Genomic DNA, 20,757 nt, shown 5'->3' on the forward strand with positions numbered 1-20,757 from the left:
ATCGAGCTTGAGTTTCTACAGCCTATTTTACACAAAATTTGTGATGTTCCAAATATGAATTTGGTGATCGGGGGTTGAAATCATGCAACTTTTACAGGATAAGGTGCGTAAAGAAGGTATTGTACTCAGTGACACGGTGCTGAAGGTGGATTCCTTCCTGAATCATCAGATGGACCCCATGCTCATGAAGGAGATTGGCCGTGAATTCACGCGTCGCTTCTCGGATCAGGCCATTACGCGCGTGCTTACCATTGAATCATCGGGGATTGCACCAGGCATCATGACCGCTCTGGAGCTGGATGTCCCCCTGATCTTTGCTCGCAAGCACAAGTCTCTCACGCTACGAGAGGATATTTGGGTCGAGCAGGTGTATTCTTTTACCAAGCAGGAGACGAATGAAATCACGGTGTCTCGCAAATTTTTACACGAAGGTGAGCGTATCTTGATCATTGATGATTTTCTGGCTAATGGAGAAGCGGCCTTCGGGCTGACACGGATTGTGGAGCAGGCAGGAGCGGAGGTCGTTGGCATAGGTATTGTGATTGAGAAGGCCTTCCAGCCTGGCGGGCGCCTGCTGCAGGAGGCTGGTTACAGAGTCGAGTCTCTGGTGCGTATTGCGTCGCTGGAGGATGGTAAGGTTCATTTTGTTGAGTAGAATCTTGATAGGATAGCTGTCGTTAGATAGGAATGGTATAGTTTAGTAACAATGACCGAAATGGTGCCGAGCGTATATACATGTACATGTTGTTGAATTTGCCCAATATGTACTCTTGTTATTTTGAAATACAGAAGTGGAGCTCGTGCCCAAGAAATGCTGAAAGGAATGAATCCGACATGAGTATGAAATGGTGGAAATGTGGAGGAAGTGTAGCGCTGGGAGCCGTGTTACTGTTATCTTCTCAGCCAGCAGTCTTGGCAGCTAATGCAGCCGATATAAGTGTATCCAAGCCAATGGAGGCTGCTTATTGGAATGCTCCGTCCTTGCCTGTGGCGCAGGCCGAGCAGAAGCTGCTTGAGCCGAATCAGTCCAAGGTGTACGCCTTGCCATCCAAGCAACGGGTGTACGTATACACACAACAGCCTGTTGTGAAGTCTGCTGAGGGGCAAGAGACTAGTGACTCGTATCTGTATACATTGCAGGCCTTCAATGATCAGACTGGGGAGTCACTTTGGCAGTATACATTCCAATCCGCGGATGGAGCCTATGCAACGTCTGTAGAGCTGATGCCTACAGAGCCAGGTTCCTTCTACGCTTATGTGAAGTATACCGATGGCACGAACAAATTAATATCCTTGTCAGACAAGGGGCTAGAGCGGTGGAATCAGAATATATCGGCAGGTAGTATCATTAAGCTGATGAATAACGGGGAGCTGTACGTATTTGAAGAGGCAACGGTCAGAGCGGATGGGACTGTAACCTCTGTCGTTAACCGTTACAGCGACGCTGGCAAGCTAACTGGCGGAGGTACTGTGAATGGAGCCTTTGTCGCTGCCGAGCAGGATCGAATCGTTATGGATAGCCAAAGAAAGGTCAAAACCAAAGACGGGTGGCAGCCATCGGGCAGCACGGTGCTGGATATTCTGAACCTGGAGTTAAAGCCGATTAACAATTACATCTTCCCGGCGAATGCTAATGTCTCGGCTGGAGACCCGACACGCTACTCCATCCATGCTACGAATGACAGTACCTTCATGCTGCGTATCCAGACAGAAGGTGTTAACGATCTGCTCATGTCCTTTAACAAGGATGGGGAAAAGCAATGGGAGCTCACCATTCCCGATGAAGCCCACATCGTGGTGAATGATCAGTACTATGTACTTTATACGGAGCACAGCATAGAGCTCTATTCTCAGCAGAACCAGATCGTCCAACGCTCTTATACGGAGGATACTATTCTGCCAGGTGCAGTAACACTGACTTCGGCTGGGGATGTACGCATCCAACTGAAGGATCGCTACGAGGTGCTGAATAAGATTAATCTGAAGCTCCAGCGTGCCTTCACTACTGGATATATGGATGCAGTCTCTGGTGTGACCGATACGGCCTTTTATGCCGTTGTAGATCATAAGCTGGTAAAACAAATTCTGAGATAATAAGCACCGCAGGCTCCCACGTAAGGGACCTGCGGTTTTTTTTAAGCGGGCGTATTAAGAGTTCATGTAAAGCTCGTATAAGCTTAGCGGTCACCGCGCTCCATGTGCCGACGAGGATGAGTAATCTTCCCTTGCTTGTCCACGTCATCCTCCTTGGGGACAAGGCGTGGATCGGTGCGGCCTTCATGATGATTGTCAAAGGAATACTCCGTCAGCTGCCACTCACTGGACCCTAGTACCAGATCCGATGGAAAATGCTGTCCCCGCTTCAGATGCTGCTCGTGACCATCCTCATCGGTGTAGACTCCATCTACCTCCACTTGCTCTCCCGAGAGTGGGAGCATGTCTTTCCCTTTACGTTCCATGGCTTGGCTCCTTTACGTCAGCTTGATAGCACTCGCCAGCAAGAGCTTGCTGGATGGCTTCATATACTCCTATTAAGCTGTCCGTACTGACGTAAAGTTATGCGAGAGCCCAGTAAAGCTACGTGGCTGCTGACTCTGCTTTTCTGGTTCCCGGAGGCTATATGCTGTAGCGTTCTACTGCTCCATAGCTGTGGGCAGAGGAGTGAACCATTGCTGTATAATATCCTCCGCAATGTGCTCTGCCGCCCACGGCTTCCCGAGCTGTCTGGCTGTAGCTGCCATCGCTGCATAGGTATGAGGGACGGACAAAATCCGGGTAACCTGTTCAATTAACTGCTCGAAATGAGTAGAGATGAGTGCAGCTCCCTTGCGCTCCAGATATAAGGCATTGTTCATTTCCTGTCCTGGTACCGGACGGTAGATCAAGATTGGCAAGCCAGAGGATAGACTTTCCGACAGAGTAATTCCCCCGGGCTTTGTAATGACGAGGTCACTCCTACGCATTAATGCTGCGATGTGATCTACGTACCCAAAGATGCGGATATTGGAGCAGTGAGCAAGATCTCTCGTCAGGCGCTCTCGTAGTGACTCGTTCCGACCGCACACGACCAGCACCTCGACATCAGGCAGAGCTGCCAGCCTACTGCACAGAGTGTGCATCCCGGTCATGACGCCATAAGCGCCCCCTAGCAGCAGAATCGTCTTGGTCTTGTTGTCACCGCCTGCATTGAGCTCTATGATATTTGGCTGATGGGTCGCTTCATCCACCGGAGTCAGCTCCTCCGCGCTCTTCTCGTGAAAGGAAGCATGGACTGGAATGCCTGATGGGACAATCCGTTCCGGGTCCATCCCTCGCTCGATCGCCTCAAGCTTCATATCCTCGGTCGGCACATAATAACGATCTATTTCAGGGTGTAGCCATCTTCCGTGCAGATCAAAATCAGTAATGATGTTGACGATGGGCAGCCGGATTCCACGCTTGCGCCGCAATGCGGGTAGTGCGAGCTGTGGAAACGTATGAATGACCAAGTCGGGCTGTTCCTCGTTCAAGGCCTTGGCGAGCTGACGGATACCGAAGGAATGCAGGACATGGCCGAAGGCAGACCGTGCGCTCATGTCCTTGGTGCGATTGTAGACCCAGCCGTACATCCTTGGGATCGTCTTGAAGCTCTGCATATATACGAATTTCGTAACCTCATTGAGCAGAGGGTGTGCCTCGGCCATGAGATCGAGCAATCGAACCTGGAATCCTCTATTCGTAAGGCTTTGCTTGACCGCGAGTGAGGCCTGATAATGTCCAGCCCCGTAGCTGGCATAGAGAATCAAGACTTTGGGCTGATTCTTCAGCATGACGCTTCCTCCTAATAGATCGCTTCATGAAATGGGCTTGAATCGTGCAGGCAATACTACGCAGTTGATCATGATGAATGTTCTCTTTTGAGAATATGCCCAAACATATTGAGCTGTAAATACCGATATTAATCTATAACCGTGCTTTGCATCGAAAACATGAAATTAAAAAAAGTTCATGAAGCCCGGAAAGCTGAAACGAAGTTTTGAATATGTTATACTATGAATGTGATTCATTTTGGTCAGATTCGGGTAATAAAAGTGTCAGGTACACTGCCATTAGGTAGTTCCCGACCTAAGCTGCGTTTTCTACACCTACTTCAAATGTATATGACAACACAACTTTGCGGCATTCTCTTCAACGAAGCATTTATTTTTCAACGTTTTGGGAGGGAGTTATCATGGCAACGAAAGGTCATAACGAAGTAAAGGAAAGTCTGCGGGAGATGACTCGAATTTTCCGGCCTAAAGATCCCAAAAAATTCGTAAAAGAGTACGTACGCAAATATCGGATTACGGGAGGTTATGAAGAAGAGCTAACTCTAGTCGTGGAGAATGAGCTGGGGCGCCTGAACTCTTCTGTCTCTTGAGCCGTTCGTTTGCTGTATACACATAAACGCATCGGCATGGGGCCGTCCAGATCGCAACAATGATGTTGTGGTCGGATGGCTTTTTTGTGTCCGCTGAAGCAATAGAAAATCAATGTATTGACAAATTCGCAGTTGTCCTATAGGATTTAGTCATTAACCGACTGACTGATCAATCGGGAGGAATGGAATATTGTGAAAAAAGACATATTTGTCGCACCAGATGATCGACGCGCTCAAATTCTGCAAATTGCATTAAAGAAATTCGCCACAAATGGCTATCATATGACTAAGGTATCCGACATTGTTCGCGAGGCCGGTGTAGCTCAGGGAACCTTTTATTGGCATTTCAAGAGCAAAGAGGCATTGGCTCTGGAGATTATCGAGACCGGACGTGTTGCTCTATTGGATGTCATTCATCAGGGCTACCGACAGCAGCCAGGGGATATACCGGATATGGTCAGAGCCTCAGAGACGCTGTTCTGCTCTCTATTCATGTTCGCAGCGGACAATCGCTATTTGATGGAGCTGCTGCTTAAGGGGAACGGTGTCGAAGAGACGGTGCGTCAGCACATTGTTGAAGTAAGACAGGCGATGGAACAGGCATTTCGCCGAAATATCGAACGTGCGATGGAGCTGGGAATGCTGCCACCTAGCCTTGATGTAGAGCTGCGTGCGGCACTGCTGATGGGCTTGATTGAAGGTCTCATTTCCCGTTGGCTGTTCGGCTCGGAGGAATTACATCAGTCAATTGCTTCAGCTACGGCTGAGCGACTCGCCGCGGAAGCAGCTAATTTTGAATTTTACGGATTGCTGGGCAAGTCCCGGGACCAAGAATAAGGAGAGAATGAAGATGAAGACGAACTCACGCAAGAGCTGGCAATGGACAATTACATTACTCGCAGTACTCACACTAATCCTGAGTGCATGCAGCACGACCAACAACCCGGCAGCGGATAGTGGCACTAATGGTAACACTGAGGCTCCAGGTACAGAGACGGCTGGAGGGGATCTGCTGGAGAACATCAAGAGTGCTGGTGTGCTGAAAGTAGGGACGATGGGAACCTATCCACCCTACACATTCCTGAACAATCAGAATGAAGTAGATGGCTTCGATCCTGATATTGCCAAGGAGGTTGCGAAGCGTCTGGGTGTAGAGGCCGAGTTCACAACTCAGGAGTTCTCCGGGCTAATTCCTAGCCTGCAGACAAGCAAATTCGATGTGGTGGCCAGCCAAGTGACGATCACCGATGAGCGGAAGCAGCAGATCGACTTCTCAGATGGCTATATCACAAATAGCGTCAAGATTATCGTGAACAGCAGCAATAACGATATTACCAAGCTGGAGGATTTCAAAGGAAAGACGATCGGCGTCGGACTGGGCACCAACGATGAATCCTACCTGCGCAATGAAGTATTGCCAAAGTATGGTCCTTTTGAAATCAAGACCTATAACGATGTAATTACCTCCCTCAAGGACCTTGACGTAGGCCGGATTGATGCCACGATCAATAACCTGTATGCGCTGAAGCCGCTTGTAGATCAAAATGGATTCAAGATTAAGGCGGTTGGCGAGCCCATCAAATCAGATCAGGCAGGAATTGCACTGCGCAAGGAGAACCCTGAGCTGCGAGATGCGATCAACAAGGCGCTTGCGGATATGAAGAGTGATGGAACGTATGAGACGATCTTCAAGAAATGGTTCGGCGAGGCGCCGCCTGCCCAATAACAACACATGGTGTGCTGCTGAGGCTGTTCATGGATCGTTCATGAATGGCCTCATGCTGTGACGATATATACGGGAGATCCCGACTATCGTCTTCGGGAAGGAGAAATTTACATGCTGCAAATGGTATTGAACGGCTTGCCATTCCTATTGGAAGGCGCCTATTATACGCTCTTGTTAACGGTCGTGTCCATGACCTTCGGTCTGTTGATCGGGCTGGTTACAGCAGTGGCACGGCTGAAGGGCAATCGCTTCATTCGCTGGCTGGCGCGGGCTTACGTGTCGATCATACGGGGGACACCTTTGCTGGTACAGATCTGTATCATTTATTACGGTCTAGTCGATTATGGTGTAACGCTTGGCTCGCTGACGGCAGCTTATATTGCGCTTAGCGTGAATGCAGGTGCTTATCTATCTGAGACGTTCCGTGGAGCGATTCTATCTGTGCCGAATGGACAGATGGAAGCAGCGCTTGCCACGGGAATGACTCCCTCACAGGCGATGCGTCGGGTAGTGCTTCCGCAAGCTGCTCGCATAGCGATTCCACCGATGGGCAACACCTTCATCGGCATGCTGAAGGAGACCTCGCTGGTCTCGGTCATTACAGTCAGCGAGCTGCTACGTCAGGCCCAGCTGCTGCAATCGCAGACGTTCGTATTCATGCCGTATTATATCGCTATAGGTATCATCTACTGGCTCATGAGCACAGGGCTGTCATTCCTGCTGGAGCGTGTGGAGCATAGACTGGCGCGAGCTTATTGAGATGCAGGACCACTGAAATTCAATGGAGTGAGTGCATATGATTACAACTAAAGGCTTAACGAAGCATTTTCAACATAACGAGGTTCTGAAGGGCATTGATCTGCATGTGAAGGCCGGGGAGATTGTCGTGCTGCTCGGGCCGAGTGGGTCAGGAAAGAGTACGCTGCTACGATGTCTTAATGGCCTGGAGGAAATATCCGGAGGAGCCTTCGAGGTGAATGGCATCCAGGTAGCAGCAACGGCTCCTGTTCGTCAGAAGCAGCAGGCGATTCGTGAGATTCGCAAGCAGACAGGTATGGTGTTCCAGCAATTCAACCTGTACCCCCACATGACTGCACTGGGGAATGTCATTGAAGGGCTTGTCACCGTCAAAAAAATGGATCGCAATAAAGCCATTCCCATCGGCCAGCGTCTGCTAGATCGAGTAGGGCTGAAGGACAAGCAGGATGCGTATCCCTCCAGATTGTCGGGAGGACAACAGCAGCGTGTCGCGATTGCCCGTTCGCTCGCAATGGAGCCAGCCATGATGCTGTTCGATGAGCCTACATCAGCGCTGGACCCGGAGCTGGTAGGTGAGGTGCTCAGTGTCATGCGCGAGCTGGCCCGTGAAGGGATGACGATGCTCGTAGTCTCTCATGAGATGAAGTTCGCCCGTGAGGTCGCAGACAAGGTCATCTTCATGGCGGATGGATTCATCGTGGAGGAGGCTGCACCACAGGCATTCTTCGAGTCTCCGCGGGAAGAGCGGACGAAGCGTTTTTTACGACAGATTACGGAGTTTTAGTGAGATATATAGACAATTGGAGCGATTAGCGACCTATATAGGTACACAAATTTACAGCGGAAAGAAGGATAAACATGAAAGTTACAACAACCTGGGAAGGAAAACGAGCCTTCACCTCCGAAGGACCGTCAGGATATAGCGTAGGCATGGATGCCACAGCCAAATATGGTGGGGATGGCAAAGGAATGACACCGATGGAACTGCTGCTGGCCGGGCTCGGCGGATGCATGGGAATCGATATCACGATGATTCTGGACCGTTTTCTCCCATCCATTGAGCGCATTGATATTGTAGCTGAAGGCAAGCGGAAGGAAGAGAATCCTACAGGCTTCACCGCGATTGATCTTACGTTCCATGTCGATGGCGATATCCCGGATTATCGGGTATGGAAGGCGATCGAGATGGGCAAAGAGAAGTATTGCGCAGTATCAGACTCTCTGAAGGCAGAGATTCATATGCACCTTGTCTTGAACGGAGTCGATACACCGAAGCCTGCCTGAGTCGTTCAGTAGGGTAAGGGGCAATAGCTCGTCTGGAACAGTGTGCTCTGGAAGAGTATCTTCTGGAATAGTGTAATAGCCGTGTAATAGCTGAAACAGGATGTTTAGGTGTCAGAAACACACGTAATATTTGATTACTAGATTACGGTATAAGCCGTCCGACTACAGCAGCATGTACAGCATGTGTTGTTGTAATTCGGGCGGCTTTTTGACGTTGCTAACACCTGCTTCTTCTGGCATTCACAGGAACAGCATGCGCGAGTTCGCATACAGCTTCATACAATGGAATAGGTATGACTCTATAGGCGTGACGATTGTCAGGATAGAGAAAGCTGAGTGAACAAGACATAGGGAGGAGAGAGGGCTCATGACCATACGCATACGCACCCCGGAAGAGATCGGATATATGCGGGAGGCGGGCAGGATTCTGGCGGCATGCCATGATCAGATTGCACGCTGGATGTTACCTGGGATTACAACAGCAGAGATTGACAATCGGGTGGAGGAGTTCCTATACAGGCGTGGAGCCACCCCGGAGCAGAAGGGTTATAAAGGTTTCCCTTACGCTACATGCGCCTCGGTCAATGATGTTGTCTGTCATGGCTTTCCCAACAGCACGCCACTTGAACCAGGGGATATTGCAACCATTGATATTGTGGTGAACAAGGATGGTTGGCTAGCCGACCGGGGCTGGACTTATCAGGTGGGGACGGTCAATAAGCCAGTGGCCCGCCTGCTGCACACGACACATAAGGCACTTATGAAAGGCATCCAGAAAGCGCACATCGGCTTCACGCTGGGTGATATTGGCTATGAGGTAGAGCAAACAGCAAGGCAGGGTAGAGTGGGAATCGTCAAATCCCTCGTTGGACATGGAATTGGCAGACAGATGCATGAGCCGCCGGAGGTGCTTCATTTCGGAAGACCGGGTACAGGGATGAAGCTATGCGAGGGTATGGTGTTCACGATTGAGCCTGTGTTCATGCTCGGCTCTAGTGGTGCTGTATTATGGGGTGACGATGGCTGGACGATCAGTTCAGCTGATGGAAGCTGGGGAGCTCAATATGAGCATACGATTGCTGTGACGAAAGAGGGGCCGCTCATTCTCAGTGAGTAGTACGGATCAGCAGTCACCAGGAACTATAATACCCTCATATAAGTAGTAGGGTCATTCTCCACTTCGGTATTTTGCGAAAAATTAGTAATCCGTGTCTCCAGATCTGGTAGCTAAATACTATTGGTAGCTCCATTCAAAAAGGCCTCTGACTCCTGCATGACAGGAGAAGAGGCCTTCGTATTGTCATAGACTACAGATTACGTGAAAAGTTGACCAGCTCCTGCGACATCCGGTTAATCTCATCCATGGAGGCATTGACTTGCTGTGTCAGTGCCGCCTGATTCTGAGTGAGGAAGGACATCTTACCGATGTGGTCCAGAATTTGATCGATCAAATTCTTCATGTCCTGCATGCTACCCTCAATATTCACTGTAGCCTCTGAGCTGTGATCCGCCAGCTTCCGAACTTCCCCGGCTACGACGCCAAAGCCTAATCCCAGCTCGCCTGCCCGTGCAGCCTCAATGGCTGCGTTCAAGCCGAGGAGATTCGTCTGGCTGGCGATCTCGCGAATGAAGGCGGTAATATTCTTGGTCTCTTCCGCACTGTTCTTCACTTGCAAAGCGGCTTCTGCCGATTGCTCCTGTGCATTGACCAGATCTTGAGCCTGCTCGGTGATGGAGTTGATGCCCCGGATCATTTCGTTAATGGCATCAAATAGCTGCTGGGTCTTCAGTGTCATGGCCTGTACGACTTCTTCCTTGTTCTTCTCATGAGTGACATCCCGGATCGTACCGGCTACCCGCAGAGGCACGCCCTTGCTATCACGCACGGTCTCCCCGCCGGCATGGAACCATCGGTATTCTCCGTTCTTGAGCTGCAGACGATAGTCCAGATCGTATGGTGTCCGTCCCGAATAATCATTCATATGCGCTGCAAAAGCATCCACTGTCCGCTGGGCATCCTCGGGGTGAAGTCGACTGCTCCAGCTGCTAAAGATGTTGGGGAAGTCGCTCTCATCCTGAAAGCCAAGCGTCTTTCGGAACTGAGGCGACCACCAGAACTCGTTGTTCGGGTTGACCACATCGCCGGCTACGACAGTCATATCCCAAGGGGCCTCCACCAGGGCACGGTTGATGAGATCATATCTGGTAATCAGAGCTTGCAGCTCATCGGCTTCTACCTTCTGTTCATGAATGTCGATGATTAGTGATAATAGCGTGTAGGGGATTCCTTGTTCGTTATACAGGAATTTGCAAATGGTACGATACCAGCGGTACTGATCACCTTTGGTATGTACGCGGCCTTCCAGCTCTAGTGGCTGCTGATTCCGTTCAGCGGCGTGCTGTGTGAGGGAATTACGAATCAGCGGCTGGTCTTCCTGATGGAATACATCTGTCCACGAATGAAGAGATTTAGGCATATCATGGGTATGATCCATCTGAAATAATCTTACGAATTCTGGGGAAGGCAGAACGCGATTGTCCCGGTGCAGTGGATCACCATCGACAACAGTAATCTCACAGAACCCGGAAATGGCAGAATGTCTGTATAGCTCAAGCACCTGCGTACTTGTCTCGACTCTGCCGGTCAGCTTGTCTACGATCTGATTGATCTCCTGGGCTAGCTCTTGGGCAATAGCAGGTGCAGCCTCATCCGTGGACAAGCGCGCCCCTAGTTGACCTGAATCCAATGAAGCGGACAATTGCTTCACCTGGTCAAGCACCTGCTGAAGTGATGTAGCTGTCTGTGATGGCTTGGAGCTTGCGTTTTTGAGGAACATGGTGAAGGTCTCCTTTATCATTTTATAAACATGCACAAAGAGCGTATGCAGTAATGAAGGTTGTACGGGTTAATCATTTTATCGACGAAAGTCATGAAGCGCATAAGCATTTAGGAGGAAATTTGAGTAGCTGTGATACCATGCTAGAATAGGAATTTTCAGGGTCATAGGGCTTGGTGGTGTGAGATTAGGCATACAAAAGGGTTGACTTGGGGAGTGGGTGTTTATATACTGTGTATAAATATATACACACTAATCACACTAATCACAGTGAGCACACTAATAACATTTAAGTAATGCTAGTAACTACCACACCTTAACATCAATAGCCCAATTGCCAAGTATCTGTTGCGGGTGGAAGGTGTAAATCTGATTTTTCTCGTAGAAAGGATGAAGATAGCATGATGGATATGAAGCGAGCGTGGTTAATTACGGTAAGAGAAATGACGATGGGGCGCTGGACCATTCCCATGTCAATCCTGTTCTCGTTGTATCTAGGCTTTACTACCTCCATGGTGATGGCTATACAGTTCAATGGAGAAGACGTTGCGCTAAGTCCAATAATGGATTTTCTGATCCTGTTTCTACTTCCGTTTCTCGGATTTCTGTTCAACCGGCGAAGCTTCATGTATCTGCAGGAGGATTCCTACACGACGATGCTGGCTTACTACCGAACGCTGCCGATTCCATCACGGATTGTTGTTATGAGTCGCATTCAGCAGATGTTCGTTGCCTTTGGGATGAATGGTCTCGTGTACTTTAGTTGTCTATTCGTACTCGCCGGTGATTTGCAATCGAATTTCTCCATTGCGTTTTTCCTGACCTTCGCCTTGACCTGGGGCGCTTATGGAATCATCGTGCACTGTATCTATATCTTCATGGAGATGACCTCAAGCGGGAAGAAGTACTTCTGGAACTCGTTGATTGCCGGGATACCGATCGTCATATTAGTTATTGTTGTCAGCATGATGGGCTCCAGTGTCGTGAGTTGGGTAACCAGGATCAGTCGTGACTTTACATTGGCGTCCCCTCTGCTGTGGGTGCTGCTAATTGGAGCTATTGCAAGCGTGTGGACCTCCGCCCGTCTGACGCTTCGTTCATTGCTTCGGCGTGATCTGGCTTGAAGCGGATTGGGAGCATGGACATGGAACAGGGGGGAGGAAGATAGGTGAATATACCGGTGCAAATTGATGAGAACAGTACAGAGCCGTTATATGCCCAGATTAAGAACCAATTACGGTCCTTGATTATTGCAGGTCAGATTGATGAAGGTACGCTGTTGCCTTCCATTCGCGAATTTGCATCATCGTTGAATTGCAGTGTAATTACAGTGCGGAGGGTATATCAGGATCTTGAACAGGAGGGTCTGCTTCGTACCCGGCAAGGGACGGGAACCTTCGTAGCCAGAGTAGGCGACGATCTCAAGAGCAGCTACAAGACGAACGCGGTAACTACTGCGCTGGAGCAGGCCGTCGATATCGGCATCTCGGTACAGTGCCAGGAGGAAGAGCTTAGGCAGCTATTCGATGATATTGTGCGCAGGAAATACGGGACTGTAAAGGAGAAATGACACAATGGAGAAGACCATGATTGAGATGAAGAATGTTCACAAGCGAAGAGGCGTGACAGAAATCGGACCGCTGAGCTTCTCCTTGCCACTGGGGCATATTCTCGCTTTGGTAGGGCATAACGGTTCTGGTAAAAGCACGCTGCTGCACATGTTGACTCGGATAATCAGACAGGATGCAGGTGAGATTCACTGGTGCGGACAATCCTACGAGCATGAGCTTCCTGCCGATGTCAGGCAGTGGATCGGCTACATGCCTGAGCATTTTACCCGGGATGAGGATCGATTGACGGCAAGGCAGGCAGCTGCTTTTCGGGCCCAATGGTATACGGGCTGGGATGAACTGCGGTTCCAGGAGCTGATGGATCGCTTCCAGGCACCTTGGGACAAGAGACTGTCCAAGGTCTCGAAGGGAGAGCGTCGCAAATTCGAGCTCGCCGCTGCTCTCGCTCCGCACCCTAGACTGCTGCTACTGGATGAGCCGTCGTCAGGTCTGGACCCGTTCTCGTGGAAGATCATGATTGATGAATTGAAGGACTGTATGCGCAATGAGCGTACCACTATCATTTTATCCAGCCATATCATTGATGAGGTCAGACGCCTCGCGGATTATGTGGCATTGATGGATAAAGGGCAAATGCTTGGCGTAGCCGAGAAAGATCGGTTGCTGGAGACAGGCAAGGAAATTTGGTTCGAGGGAAGCAAGGAGGATGCTGGCGATCTGCCGGGCGTCGTGGAGCATACGCAGGAAGGCATGCTGCAGCGTGTGGTAACGATGAAGGCGCCAGCCGTAGCAGAGATGCTGGAGGAAGCAGGGATTCGCATTTTGCGTTCCCGGGCACTGGAGCTTGATGAGCTGATGACGTATTGGATGGATGGGCAGGTGCCCGAAGACATTCTTATGGATAAAGGAGTGATCTGAGCATGAACGTACTGGAGCTGCAGGATGTGGTGAAGCACTATGGAGAACAGACGGCGGTAAATGGCATTCGTCTGCAGGTGGAGGCAGGAGAGATCTATGGCCTGCTTGGAGGCAATGGTGCGGGCAAGACGACGACGATGCGGATGGTGCTTGGACTGATCTATCCCGATGAAGGAAGCATTATGTATCATGGTAAGCCGTTCAGTCTGCAAATGCAGCATGGTATGGGCTATCTTCCAGAGGAGCGGGGGCTGTATCCGAAGGTCAAAGTAAGTGAGCAGATCACTTACCTGGCCAGGCTAAGGGGCATGTCTGCCAAGGATGCGGATCAGAGCCTGCGGTATTGGCTGGATCGCTTCGCGGTACCTGAATACTATGATAAGCGGATCGAGGAGCTGTCCAAGGGGAATCAGCAGAAGATGGGCTTCATCGCTGCCGTCGTTCATCGTCCATCTATTCTGGTATTGGATGAGGCATTCAGTGGACTCGATCCCGTGAATGTGGAGCTGCTCAAGGAGACCGTGAAGGAGCTGCGTGATGAAGGAGCTGCCATTCTGTTCTCTACACACCGTATGGAGCATGTGGAGGAGCTTTGCCGCAACATTACCATTTTGCATAAATCAAACACAGTCGTACAAGGCAGTGTCAGAGAGATTAAGTCCAGTTATCCGCGGGAGCGACTGCGTCTGGTGACCTCGACAGAGCTTGAGGGGCTGGAATCAATACCAGGCATTAGCCATGTAGAGAAGCTGGAGCGCGGCTGGATGCTGCATATGGAGCATGAGGATGCCGCCAGGCTGGTGCTGAATAAAGCGATAGCAGAGTCTAATATTGAGCATTTTGAGATTAAGGAACCAACGCTGAACGAAATATTCATCCGGGAGGTTGGTGAATCGCATGAATAGAATAGGTACGGTCATCGGGTTCACATTTCGCCAGAAGGCAAAGACCAAGTCATTCCTTATCACTACACTGGTATTAGCCTTGCTCATTACGATCGGGATGAATATCCCTTATCTGATTACCCTCTTCAAAGGGGAGGATAAGGCCTCTTCTCCCATGAAGGAGCAAATGTCGATCGGCTTGATTGTCCAGCAGCAGGATGCGACTGTGGCCGAAGCGTTAGAGCAGTATACTCAGCTGCAATCCGTCACACCGCTAAGCTGGATACGATATGACAGCACGACAGATGAAGCACTGCAGTCTGCCCTGCAAAATGACACGATTACAGGCTATGTGGAGCTGACATCGGCTGCTGGAGAGTTCCCTACTGTCGAGTATGTCGCGAAGGGCGATGCTCCTTCACCAGATGTGATCGCACTGCTTCAAGCTGGACTTCAGTCCGCCAAGACGAAGCTGATTGCGGGGACGACACTAAGTGAGCAGCAGGTGCAGGAGATTAGCACTCCCGTACAGATCGACAGCCGTACGATCAGTGTAGAGGCAGAAGGTGGCAATGGAGCGGACGATAACGCAGGTGAGAATCTATCTCCGATCAATTATGCGCTAGTCTATGTTCTGATGATTCTCTTCTTCACCTCCGCCATGATGACAGGCAACATGATTGCCTCTGAGGTAACGGCAGAGAAGAGCTCGCGGATTATGGAGATTCTGATCACCAGTGTATCGCCACTGACCCAGATGTTCGGCAAGATTATCGGTATATTCATGATTGGCATGCTACAAATTCTGGTATTTGCTCTTGTAGTAGGAGGAAATCTGCTGCTACCGCACAACCACGTCATTCTGGCGGATGCAGGCCTCAGTCTTGCAGAGCTGAATGTACAGGTGCTGGTCTATGGGCTGATCTTCTATATTCTCGGCTACTTCCTGTATGCGGTGTTGTTCGCTGCGGTGGGCTCCATCGTTAGCCGGACGGAGGATCTGGGGCAAGCGGTGATGCCGATCACCATGCTGGCACTGGCTGCATTTTACATCGGTATCTTCAACATCTTCACTTCGGATACGATGCTGGTGAAGGTCAGCTCGTTCGTACCGTTCACGTCACCTACAGTCATGCTGCTGCGGATTGGATTAGAGCGGGCTGCACTATGGGAGATATGGCTGTCGCTTCTCATCCTGGTCATATCCATTCTGGGCTTTGGCTGGTTGTCCGCGAAGATCTATCGGACGGGTGTGTTGATGTATGGCAAGCGTCCGAGTTGGAAAGAGCTGCGCAAGGCAATGAAGGCCTACAAAATCTAGAGCTAGCTCAATACGTGTGAGTACCCCTCCATACCAAAACACAACAAGGAGAGACACTGAACATGAAAAATTGGAAACGAATGCTCTTATCTCTTACATTATCCGCCGGATTGCTCGTTACAGCCATGCCTGCCTGGGCTGCTCCACAGCAGCCTGCTGTCAAGGTGAACGACCAAGCAGTGCAATTCAATGCTGGGGCACCGATGAATGATCAAGGTACAACATTCGTACCCCTACGCACAACATTGGATGCCCTGAATGTGAAGCTGACCGCCGCCGATGATGATACCATCCAGGCTATAGTGAATGGCAAGACCATTACACTGAAGAGCAAGCTCAAGCAAATAAATGGCGTGACCTATGCACCGATTCGTATCATCGGGGAAGCAGTCGGGTATGAAGTTCGCTGGAATGCAGAGTCCGGCACTGTACTGCTGGTGTCCCGTGGAGCAGTGGCCGAGCCTGAGCTTCCTGTGGATGATACATCATCAGAACCAGCTCAGACAGAAGGACGAGGCTTTCTATGGGAAGTGGAGAGCAACGGTAACACGGTCTATCTGGTAGGCTCGATGCACATTGCTGATGACAGCTTCTATCCGCTACGCAAGGAGTTCGAGGAGGCCTTTGCAGAGGCGGACTATCTAGGGGTCGAGATTGATATCAGCAAAGCGTTGGATGAGGAGAAGCAGCAGCAGATTCTGCAAATCGGTATGTATCAGGATGGCACGACATTGAAGGAACATATATCCAGTGACACCTATGCCAAGCTGGAGAAGATCCTGACGGACAACGGCATGCAGCCCAATGCTTTGGACGCATTTAAGCCATGGGTGGTAGAGACCACACTGAGTACCTTGAAATCGGCGAAGGCAGGCTACGAGGCGTCGGCTGGAGTTGATCTGTATTTCATCCAGAAGGCGATTGAACGCAGCATGCCGGTGCTGGAGCTGGAGACGTACGAATCGCAGCTCGGGATGTTCGACGGTCTGTCCAAGGAGCTGCAGGAGAAGAACCTGAATATTGCGCTGGATAATTTCGATGTGCTGGATGAGACGGTGGGACAGATGGCCGAGATGTGGAAGACGGGAAATGACGAGCAATTGCTAGAGCTTACGAATAGTCTCGCCGAGGACGAAGAGTACAACAAAGCGTTGCTAGTAGATCGTAATATTGAGATGGCCAATAAGATCGATGGTTATCTGAAAAACGGCAATAATGAGGAGTATTTCATCGTCGTTGGCGCGGCTCACTATCCTGGTGAACACGGCATCGTGAAGCTGCTGCAGGATAAAGGATACAAGGTAGAGCGTAAATGATAAGCAAAATTGTTAGCCTGTGTCAAAGAAACCTTGATTCGAATTTGTTGAATCAAGGTTTCTTTGTTTTATGTTATGGATTTTGACCCCCTCGTTGCGGAACCCTTATAATTATAAAAAGTTGATGTTCCACGACCAATATTAGAAATAGGAAGTTATCGGTACAGAAGTGATTTGCTGATACTGCGAGTACGGTTTACCTGAGAGGTCAGTGATAGCGAGTACTTGATCCAAAGAGGAAGCCAGTTAGCTGGGTTGCTGCAAGCCCCGCTGACAGTACTAACGGTAGATTCATCCACAGAGAATGAGTATAACCAGGAGAAGCAGCATTACCTTTCTGGGTGGCAGAATCAGGTGGAGGAGGCTGGGGGACAATTTATAATCCGTAAGTCCAATGGAAAAAAAGCGGCTGAGGTGATTGCTGAAACTGCCCGTGAAAGAAATATCACACAGATTGTAATGGGGCAATCTATTCAAACGATATGGCAAGAGATTACCCAGGGCAATTTTATTAATGATCTGATGAAGCTGTTGGGTCCAATTGACCTTCATATGGTTGCGGTCCAGCGATATCCAGAGTTGCTGGAACAATCTCATGAGCAAGGTTTTACCGCATATTTGATTAAACAAGGCGATCGATATGTCCTTACGGAAGAGCCCATCGGAGAAGAAGCGATGAAGGGTGTATTCTTCCGTGAACTGAATACAGATTTTAACAGCGGTCTTTTTAAAATCGTTCAGAATGGTGAAGCGCAATATTTGAAGATTGTGCAAAGTGAATGGATTAAGCCGAGATAAGCAACCTAAAGTCAAATATCCTCCTTAATCAATTTCATTACTTATTCAACCAATTAAAACATGATCCTCAGGGTATCCGATCTTGGTGATTAACCATTTGAATACGAAATCGTATAAGTTATTGAGCGCAGGAGTAGTTGTTCTACTGTTAGCATCAGCCATAAGTGGAGAAGGTTCTGGAGTGAAGGACGCTATTCAAGGAGCAATGGTGGGTGCTGGAGCTGTTCTCACTGTTGTTAGTCTATGGATGTATGGTAGCAAGAAGAAAATGAAGAGCTAAATGAAGATAGAGGTGCTACTCTGAATTGGGGTGGCACCCTTTTTTGCATTGTAATATTCACATTTTATTTTAATGATTGAAAAAATATCAGCTAAGGCATGAGGAGCTGTGTATGCATTACCTATAACAACCGTAGGCTATTATTTCCGCTCCGACGTGAGTGTTAACTGGGCTGGTGGGCCTTTCATAATATATTGATTTGATACGCTTTTCGTTTGGGTCATAGAAAAAAGCTATACCTGGGTATAGTTTTTTGGTGTTTCCCGATAGCAGCTTCCACGCTCTATACTAAAGCCAACATTTAAGCAAGGAGCTGTTACAATTGAAAACATCCATTATCGGTTATCCACGAGTCGGCGCGCTCAGAGAGCTAAAATTCGCATCCGAAAAATACTTCAAAGGTGTACTTCCAGTTGAAGAGCTGCAACAAACGGCGGCTCAGCTTAGATACGCAAACTGGAAGCTTCAACAGGAGAACGGCGTCGATTTCATTGCCTCCAACGATTTTTCCTTCTACGACGGACTGCTCGACACGGCTTGCTTGCTTGGGATCGTTCCGCAAAGATACCAGGAACTCGGATTAAGCCCGTTAGAGACGTATTTCGCAATGGCGAGAGGCTATCAAGGCGACAAAGGCGACGTTAAAGCGCTGGCGATGAAAAAATGGTTCAACACGAACTATCACTATATGGTGCCCGAAATCGACGATACGACAAGCATCCATTTGGCCGGCACGAAGCTGTTCGACGAATTTACGGAAGCAAAACAGCTTGGCATCGCAACCAAGCCTGTGCTGATCGGAGCATTCACCCTGCTCAAGCTTGCAAGGTTCACAGGCTCGAAGCAAGTGAAGGAGTTCGTGCCTGCGGTTGTCGAAGCTTATACTGCTGTTCTGAACCAATTGAACACTCTTGGCGCAGCATGGTTCCAACTTGATGAGCCTGCATTAGTAACGGATTTGACTTCGGAGGATATCGAGCTTTTTACGGAGCTATATAGCGGTATCCTGTCCGCCAAAGGCGACGTAAAAGTTGTCACACAAACGTATTTTGGAGACGTTCGCGACTGCTATCAGGTACTTCAAGGTCTGCCGTTCGACGGGATTGGCATCGACTTTGTCGAGGGCAAGCAGTCTTTGAACCTCGTGCGCAAGCATGGTTTCATAAATGACAAGGTGCTTTTTGCCGGTGTAATCAACGGTAAGAACATCTGGAAAAACCAATATAAGCAAACAATTGCTCTCGTTCAAGAGATTAGCAAGCATGCAAACCAAGTCGTGCTCGGCACGTCCTGCTCGCTGCTTCATGTCCCCTACACGATTAAGCACGAAACAAAACTGACGGCGACGAATAAGCAATACTTCGCGTTCGCGGAAGAAAAGCTGTGCGAGCTTGCAGAACTCAAGTCGATCTTGGAGCAAGAGAGTCCGGAAGCTTCGACTTATTATACAGAGAATGAGAAGCTGTTCCGTGCATCGCGACTCACGAATGACAACTCGGTACAGAAGAGAGTAGCAGAGTTGACTGACACCGACTTCACAAGACTTCCTGCCTTCGCCAAGCGGGAAACGCTTCAGAAAGCCAAATTCAATCTACCGCCGTTACCTACGACGACGATTGGTTCGTTCCCTCAGACGGCTGACGTCCGCGCGAACCGCGCAGCCTTCAAGAAAGGTAACATCACCGAGCAGCAGTATAAGCAATTCAACTTTGACCGCATCGCGGAGTGCATTGCGCAGCAGGAGGAAATTGGAATCGATGTGATTGTGCATGGTGAATACGAGCGCAACGACATGGTCGAATACTTTGGGGAATGCTTGGATGGCTTTATCTTCACTGAGAACGCTTGGGTACAGTCTTACGGAACACGCTGTGTAAAGCCGCCGGTTGTATGGGGTGACATTAGTCGTAGCAAGTCAATTACTGTAGAATACTCGACGTTCGCGAAGAGCCGTACCAACAAGCCGGTCAAAGGCATGCTGACGGGTCCGGTAACGATCCTGAACTGGTCGTTCCCTCGCGAAGATATCAGTCTGAAAGAAAGCGCCCTTCAGATTGGCCTTGCGATTCGTGACGAAGTACTTGATCTCGAAGCCAATGGAATCGAGATTATCCAGATCGACGAAGCCGCTTTAAGAGAGAAGCTTCCGTTGCGACATTCCGACTGGCAGAGCGAATACTTGAGCTGGGCGATTCCTGCCTTCAGACTCGTGCATAGCGGCGTCAAAGCCGAAACGCAAATTCATACACATATGTGCTACAGCCAGTTCAACGATATCATTCGTGACATCGATGCGATGGACGCCGATGTCATTACATTCGAAGCATCGCGCTCAGACTTGGCAATTATCGACGCAATTAACGAGTGCGGCTTCCGCACTGAAGTCGGCCCAGGCGTGTATGATATCCATTCGCCTCGGATTCCAAGCGTAGAAGAGCTTAAACAAGGACTGGATCGTATGTTGGATAAGATCGAGGTCTCCAAGCTATGGGTTAACCCGGACTGCGGACTTAAAACTCGTGGTGTCAATGAAACGTGGGCCAGCTTGAAGAACCTTGTCCAAGCAGCCAAAGAAGTAAGAGCAACATTGTAATAACGTACAAGAGGATGGGCTCAAGCGAGCTCATCCTCTTGGTTTTCTTTCATTCAGAAGGCGATCGAACG

At 49.5% G+C, this 20,757-nt stretch carries 20 protein-coding genes; 17 read left to right on the forward strand and 3 right to left on the reverse strand.

Features of this window, described 5'->3' with window-relative positions:
• Positions 1–82: 82 nt before the first annotated feature.
• Positions 83–655 carry a xanthine phosphoribosyltransferase gene (locus tag K331_RS0112250; RefSeq protein ID WP_028590513.1) on the forward strand — a complete coding sequence of 191 codons (573 nt, stop codon included), beginning with the start codon at positions 83–85 and terminating at the stop codon, positions 653–655.
• 179 nt (positions 656–834) lie between these two features.
• The gene (locus K331_RS0112255; protein WP_028590514.1) at positions 835–2,094 is read left to right on the forward strand and encodes a hypothetical protein; all 1,260 of its coding nucleotides are present in this window, start codon (positions 835–837) and stop codon (positions 2,092–2,094) included.
• Between the two features lie 83 nt (positions 2,095–2,177).
• Here K331_RS0112255 and K331_RS0112260 read toward each other — a convergent pair whose 3' ends face one another.
• Entirely contained in the window at positions 2,178–2,459 is a 282-nt protein-coding gene (locus K331_RS0112260; RefSeq protein WP_028590515.1) for a hypothetical protein, read from the reverse strand.
• A 174-nt stretch (positions 2,460–2,633) separates the two neighbouring features.
• Positions 2,634–3,809 carry an MGDG synthase family glycosyltransferase gene (locus tag K331_RS0112265; RefSeq protein ID WP_028590516.1) on the reverse strand — a complete coding sequence of 392 codons (1,176 nt, stop codon included), beginning with the start codon at positions 3,807–3,809 and terminating at the stop codon, positions 2,634–2,636.
• Between the two features lie 401 nt (positions 3,810–4,210).
• On the opposite strand from K331_RS0112265, the gene K331_RS0112270 reads away from it, so the two are divergent.
• The 7 genes from K331_RS0112270 to map all read left to right on the forward strand — a co-directional run bounded on the left by K331_RS0112270 (position 4,211) and on the right by map (position 9,285).
• A complete protein-coding gene (locus K331_RS0112270) occupies positions 4,211–4,399 on the forward strand; it encodes a hypothetical protein (RefSeq protein ID WP_018887082.1) in 189 nt (62 codons plus the stop codon).
• A 192-nt stretch (positions 4,400–4,591) separates the two neighbouring features.
• Entirely contained in the window at positions 4,592–5,236 is a 645-nt protein-coding gene (locus tag K331_RS0112275) for a TetR/AcrR family transcriptional regulator (protein ID WP_028590517.1), read from the forward strand.
• 13 nt (positions 5,237–5,249) lie between these two features.
• Entirely contained in the window at positions 5,250–6,125 is an 876-nt protein-coding gene (locus K331_RS0112280) for a substrate-binding periplasmic protein (protein ID WP_028590518.1), read from the forward strand.
• A gap of 111 nt (positions 6,126–6,236) precedes the next feature.
• A complete protein-coding gene (locus tag K331_RS0112285) occupies positions 6,237–6,884 on the forward strand; it encodes an amino acid ABC transporter permease (RefSeq protein WP_018887079.1) in 648 nt (215 codons plus the stop codon).
• Positions 6,885–6,921: 37 nt separating this feature from the next.
• Positions 6,922–7,668, forward strand: a complete 747-nt coding sequence (locus K331_RS0112290) for an amino acid ABC transporter ATP-binding protein (RefSeq protein ID WP_028590519.1) — start codon at positions 6,922–6,924, stop codon at positions 7,666–7,668.
• A gap of 74 nt (positions 7,669–7,742) precedes the next feature.
• Positions 7,743–8,168, forward strand: a complete 426-nt coding sequence (locus K331_RS0112295) for an OsmC family protein (RefSeq protein ID WP_018887077.1) — start codon at positions 7,743–7,745, stop codon at positions 8,166–8,168.
• Positions 8,169–8,535: 367 nt separating this feature from the next.
• Positions 8,536–9,285, forward strand: coding sequence for a type I methionyl aminopeptidase (gene map, locus K331_RS0112300; RefSeq protein ID WP_028590520.1), 750 nt, complete (start codon positions 8,536–8,538; stop codon positions 9,283–9,285).
• Positions 9,286–9,475: 190 nt separating this feature from the next.
• Here map and K331_RS0112305 read toward each other — a convergent pair whose 3' ends face one another.
• Positions 9,476–11,005, reverse strand: coding sequence for a methyl-accepting chemotaxis protein (locus K331_RS0112305; protein ID WP_028590521.1), 1,530 nt, complete (start codon positions 11,003–11,005; stop codon positions 9,476–9,478).
• A gap of 401 nt (positions 11,006–11,406) precedes the next feature.
• On the opposite strand from K331_RS0112305, the gene K331_RS0112310 reads away from it, so the two are divergent.
• From K331_RS0112310 to metE, 8 genes are all read left to right on the forward strand, one after another.
• Entirely contained in the window at positions 11,407–12,129 is a 723-nt protein-coding gene (locus K331_RS0112310) for a hypothetical protein (protein WP_018887074.1), read from the forward strand.
• 44 nt (positions 12,130–12,173) lie between these two features.
• Positions 12,174–12,575 carry a GntR family transcriptional regulator gene (locus tag K331_RS0112315; RefSeq protein WP_018887073.1) on the forward strand — a complete coding sequence of 134 codons (402 nt, stop codon included), beginning with the start codon at positions 12,174–12,176 and terminating at the stop codon, positions 12,573–12,575.
• Positions 12,576–12,579: 4 nt separating this feature from the next.
• The gene (locus K331_RS0112320; RefSeq protein WP_028590522.1) at positions 12,580–13,494 is read left to right on the forward strand and encodes an ABC transporter ATP-binding protein; all 915 of its coding nucleotides are present in this window, start codon (positions 12,580–12,582) and stop codon (positions 13,492–13,494) included.
• A gap of 2 nt (positions 13,495–13,496) precedes the next feature.
• Positions 13,497–14,399, forward strand: coding sequence for an ABC transporter ATP-binding protein (locus tag K331_RS0112325; RefSeq protein WP_018887071.1), 903 nt, complete (start codon positions 13,497–13,499; stop codon positions 14,397–14,399).
• Complete coding sequence (locus K331_RS0112330) at positions 14,392–15,699, forward strand: ABC transporter permease (protein WP_028590523.1); 1,308 nt, start codon at positions 14,392–14,394, stop codon at positions 15,697–15,699. The genes K331_RS0112325 and K331_RS0112330 overlap by 8 nt, the downstream gene beginning before the upstream one ends.
• Before the next feature lie 62 nt (positions 15,700–15,761).
• Positions 15,762–17,015, forward strand: coding sequence for a TraB/GumN family protein (locus K331_RS0112335; protein ID WP_028590524.1), 1,254 nt, complete (start codon positions 15,762–15,764; stop codon positions 17,013–17,015).
• Between the two features lie 225 nt (positions 17,016–17,240).
• Positions 17,241–17,813, forward strand: coding sequence for an adenine nucleotide alpha hydrolase family protein (locus tag K331_RS29440; RefSeq protein WP_156897653.1), 573 nt, complete (start codon positions 17,241–17,243; stop codon positions 17,811–17,813).
• A 602-nt stretch (positions 17,814–18,415) separates the two neighbouring features.
• Positions 18,416–20,686 (forward strand): 5-methyltetrahydropteroyltriglutamate--homocysteine S-methyltransferase, encoded by a 2,271-nt coding sequence (gene metE / locus K331_RS0112350; protein WP_028590525.1) that lies wholly within the window; start codon positions 18,416–18,418, stop codon positions 20,684–20,686.
• The last annotated feature ends 71 nt before the right edge of the window (positions 20,687–20,757 follow it).

The organism is Paenibacillus massiliensis subsp. panacisoli DSM 21345, from assembly GCF_000426545.1.
GTDB lineage: Bacteria > Bacillota > Bacilli > Paenibacillales > Paenibacillaceae > Paenibacillus > Paenibacillus panacisoli.

Bases quoted from the DNA above. Each gene is read 5' to 3' on its own strand.
- K331_RS0112325 (WP_018887071.1), top strand. From the start codon at position 13,497: ATGAACGTACTGGAGCTGCAGGATGTGGTGAAGCACTATGGAGAACAG.
- K331_RS0112290 (WP_028590519.1), top strand. From the start codon at position 6,922: ATGATTACAACTAAAGGCTTAACGAAGCATTTTCAACATAACGAGGTT.
- K331_RS0112260 (WP_028590515.1), bottom strand. From the start codon at position 2,459: ATGGAACGTAAAGGGAAAGACATGCTCCCACTCTCGGGAGAGCAAGTG.
- K331_RS0112310 (WP_018887074.1), top strand. From the start codon at position 11,407: ATGATGGATATGAAGCGAGCGTGGTTAATTACGGTAAGAGAAATGACG.
- K331_RS0112250 (WP_028590513.1), top strand. From the start codon at position 83: ATGCAACTTTTACAGGATAAGGTGCGTAAAGAAGGTATTGTACTCAGT.
- K331_RS0112255 (WP_028590514.1), top strand. From the start codon at position 835: ATGAGTATGAAATGGTGGAAATGTGGAGGAAGTGTAGCGCTGGGAGCC.
- K331_RS0112280 (WP_028590518.1), top strand. From the start codon at position 5,250: ATGAAGACGAACTCACGCAAGAGCTGGCAATGGACAATTACATTACTC.
- K331_RS0112320 (WP_028590522.1), top strand. From the start codon at position 12,580: ATGGAGAAGACCATGATTGAGATGAAGAATGTTCACAAGCGAAGAGGC.
- K331_RS0112270 (WP_018887082.1), top strand. From the start codon at position 4,211: ATGGCAACGAAAGGTCATAACGAAGTAAAGGAAAGTCTGCGGGAGATG.
- K331_RS0112295 (WP_018887077.1), top strand. From the start codon at position 7,743: ATGAAAGTTACAACAACCTGGGAAGGAAAACGAGCCTTCACCTCCGAA.
- K331_RS0112305 (WP_028590521.1), bottom strand. From the start codon at position 11,005: ATGTTCCTCAAAAACGCAAGCTCCAAGCCATCACAGACAGCTACATCA.
- K331_RS0112265 (WP_028590516.1), bottom strand. From the start codon at position 3,809: ATGCTGAAGAATCAGCCCAAAGTCTTGATTCTCTATGCCAGCTACGGG.
- map (WP_028590520.1), top strand. From the start codon at position 8,536: ATGACCATACGCATACGCACCCCGGAAGAGATCGGATATATGCGGGAG.
- K331_RS0112330 (WP_028590523.1), top strand. From the start codon at position 14,392: ATGAATAGAATAGGTACGGTCATCGGGTTCACATTTCGCCAGAAGGCA.
- K331_RS0112335 (WP_028590524.1), top strand. From the start codon at position 15,762: ATGAAAAATTGGAAACGAATGCTCTTATCTCTTACATTATCCGCCGGA.
- K331_RS0112285 (WP_018887079.1), top strand. From the start codon at position 6,237: ATGCTGCAAATGGTATTGAACGGCTTGCCATTCCTATTGGAAGGCGCC.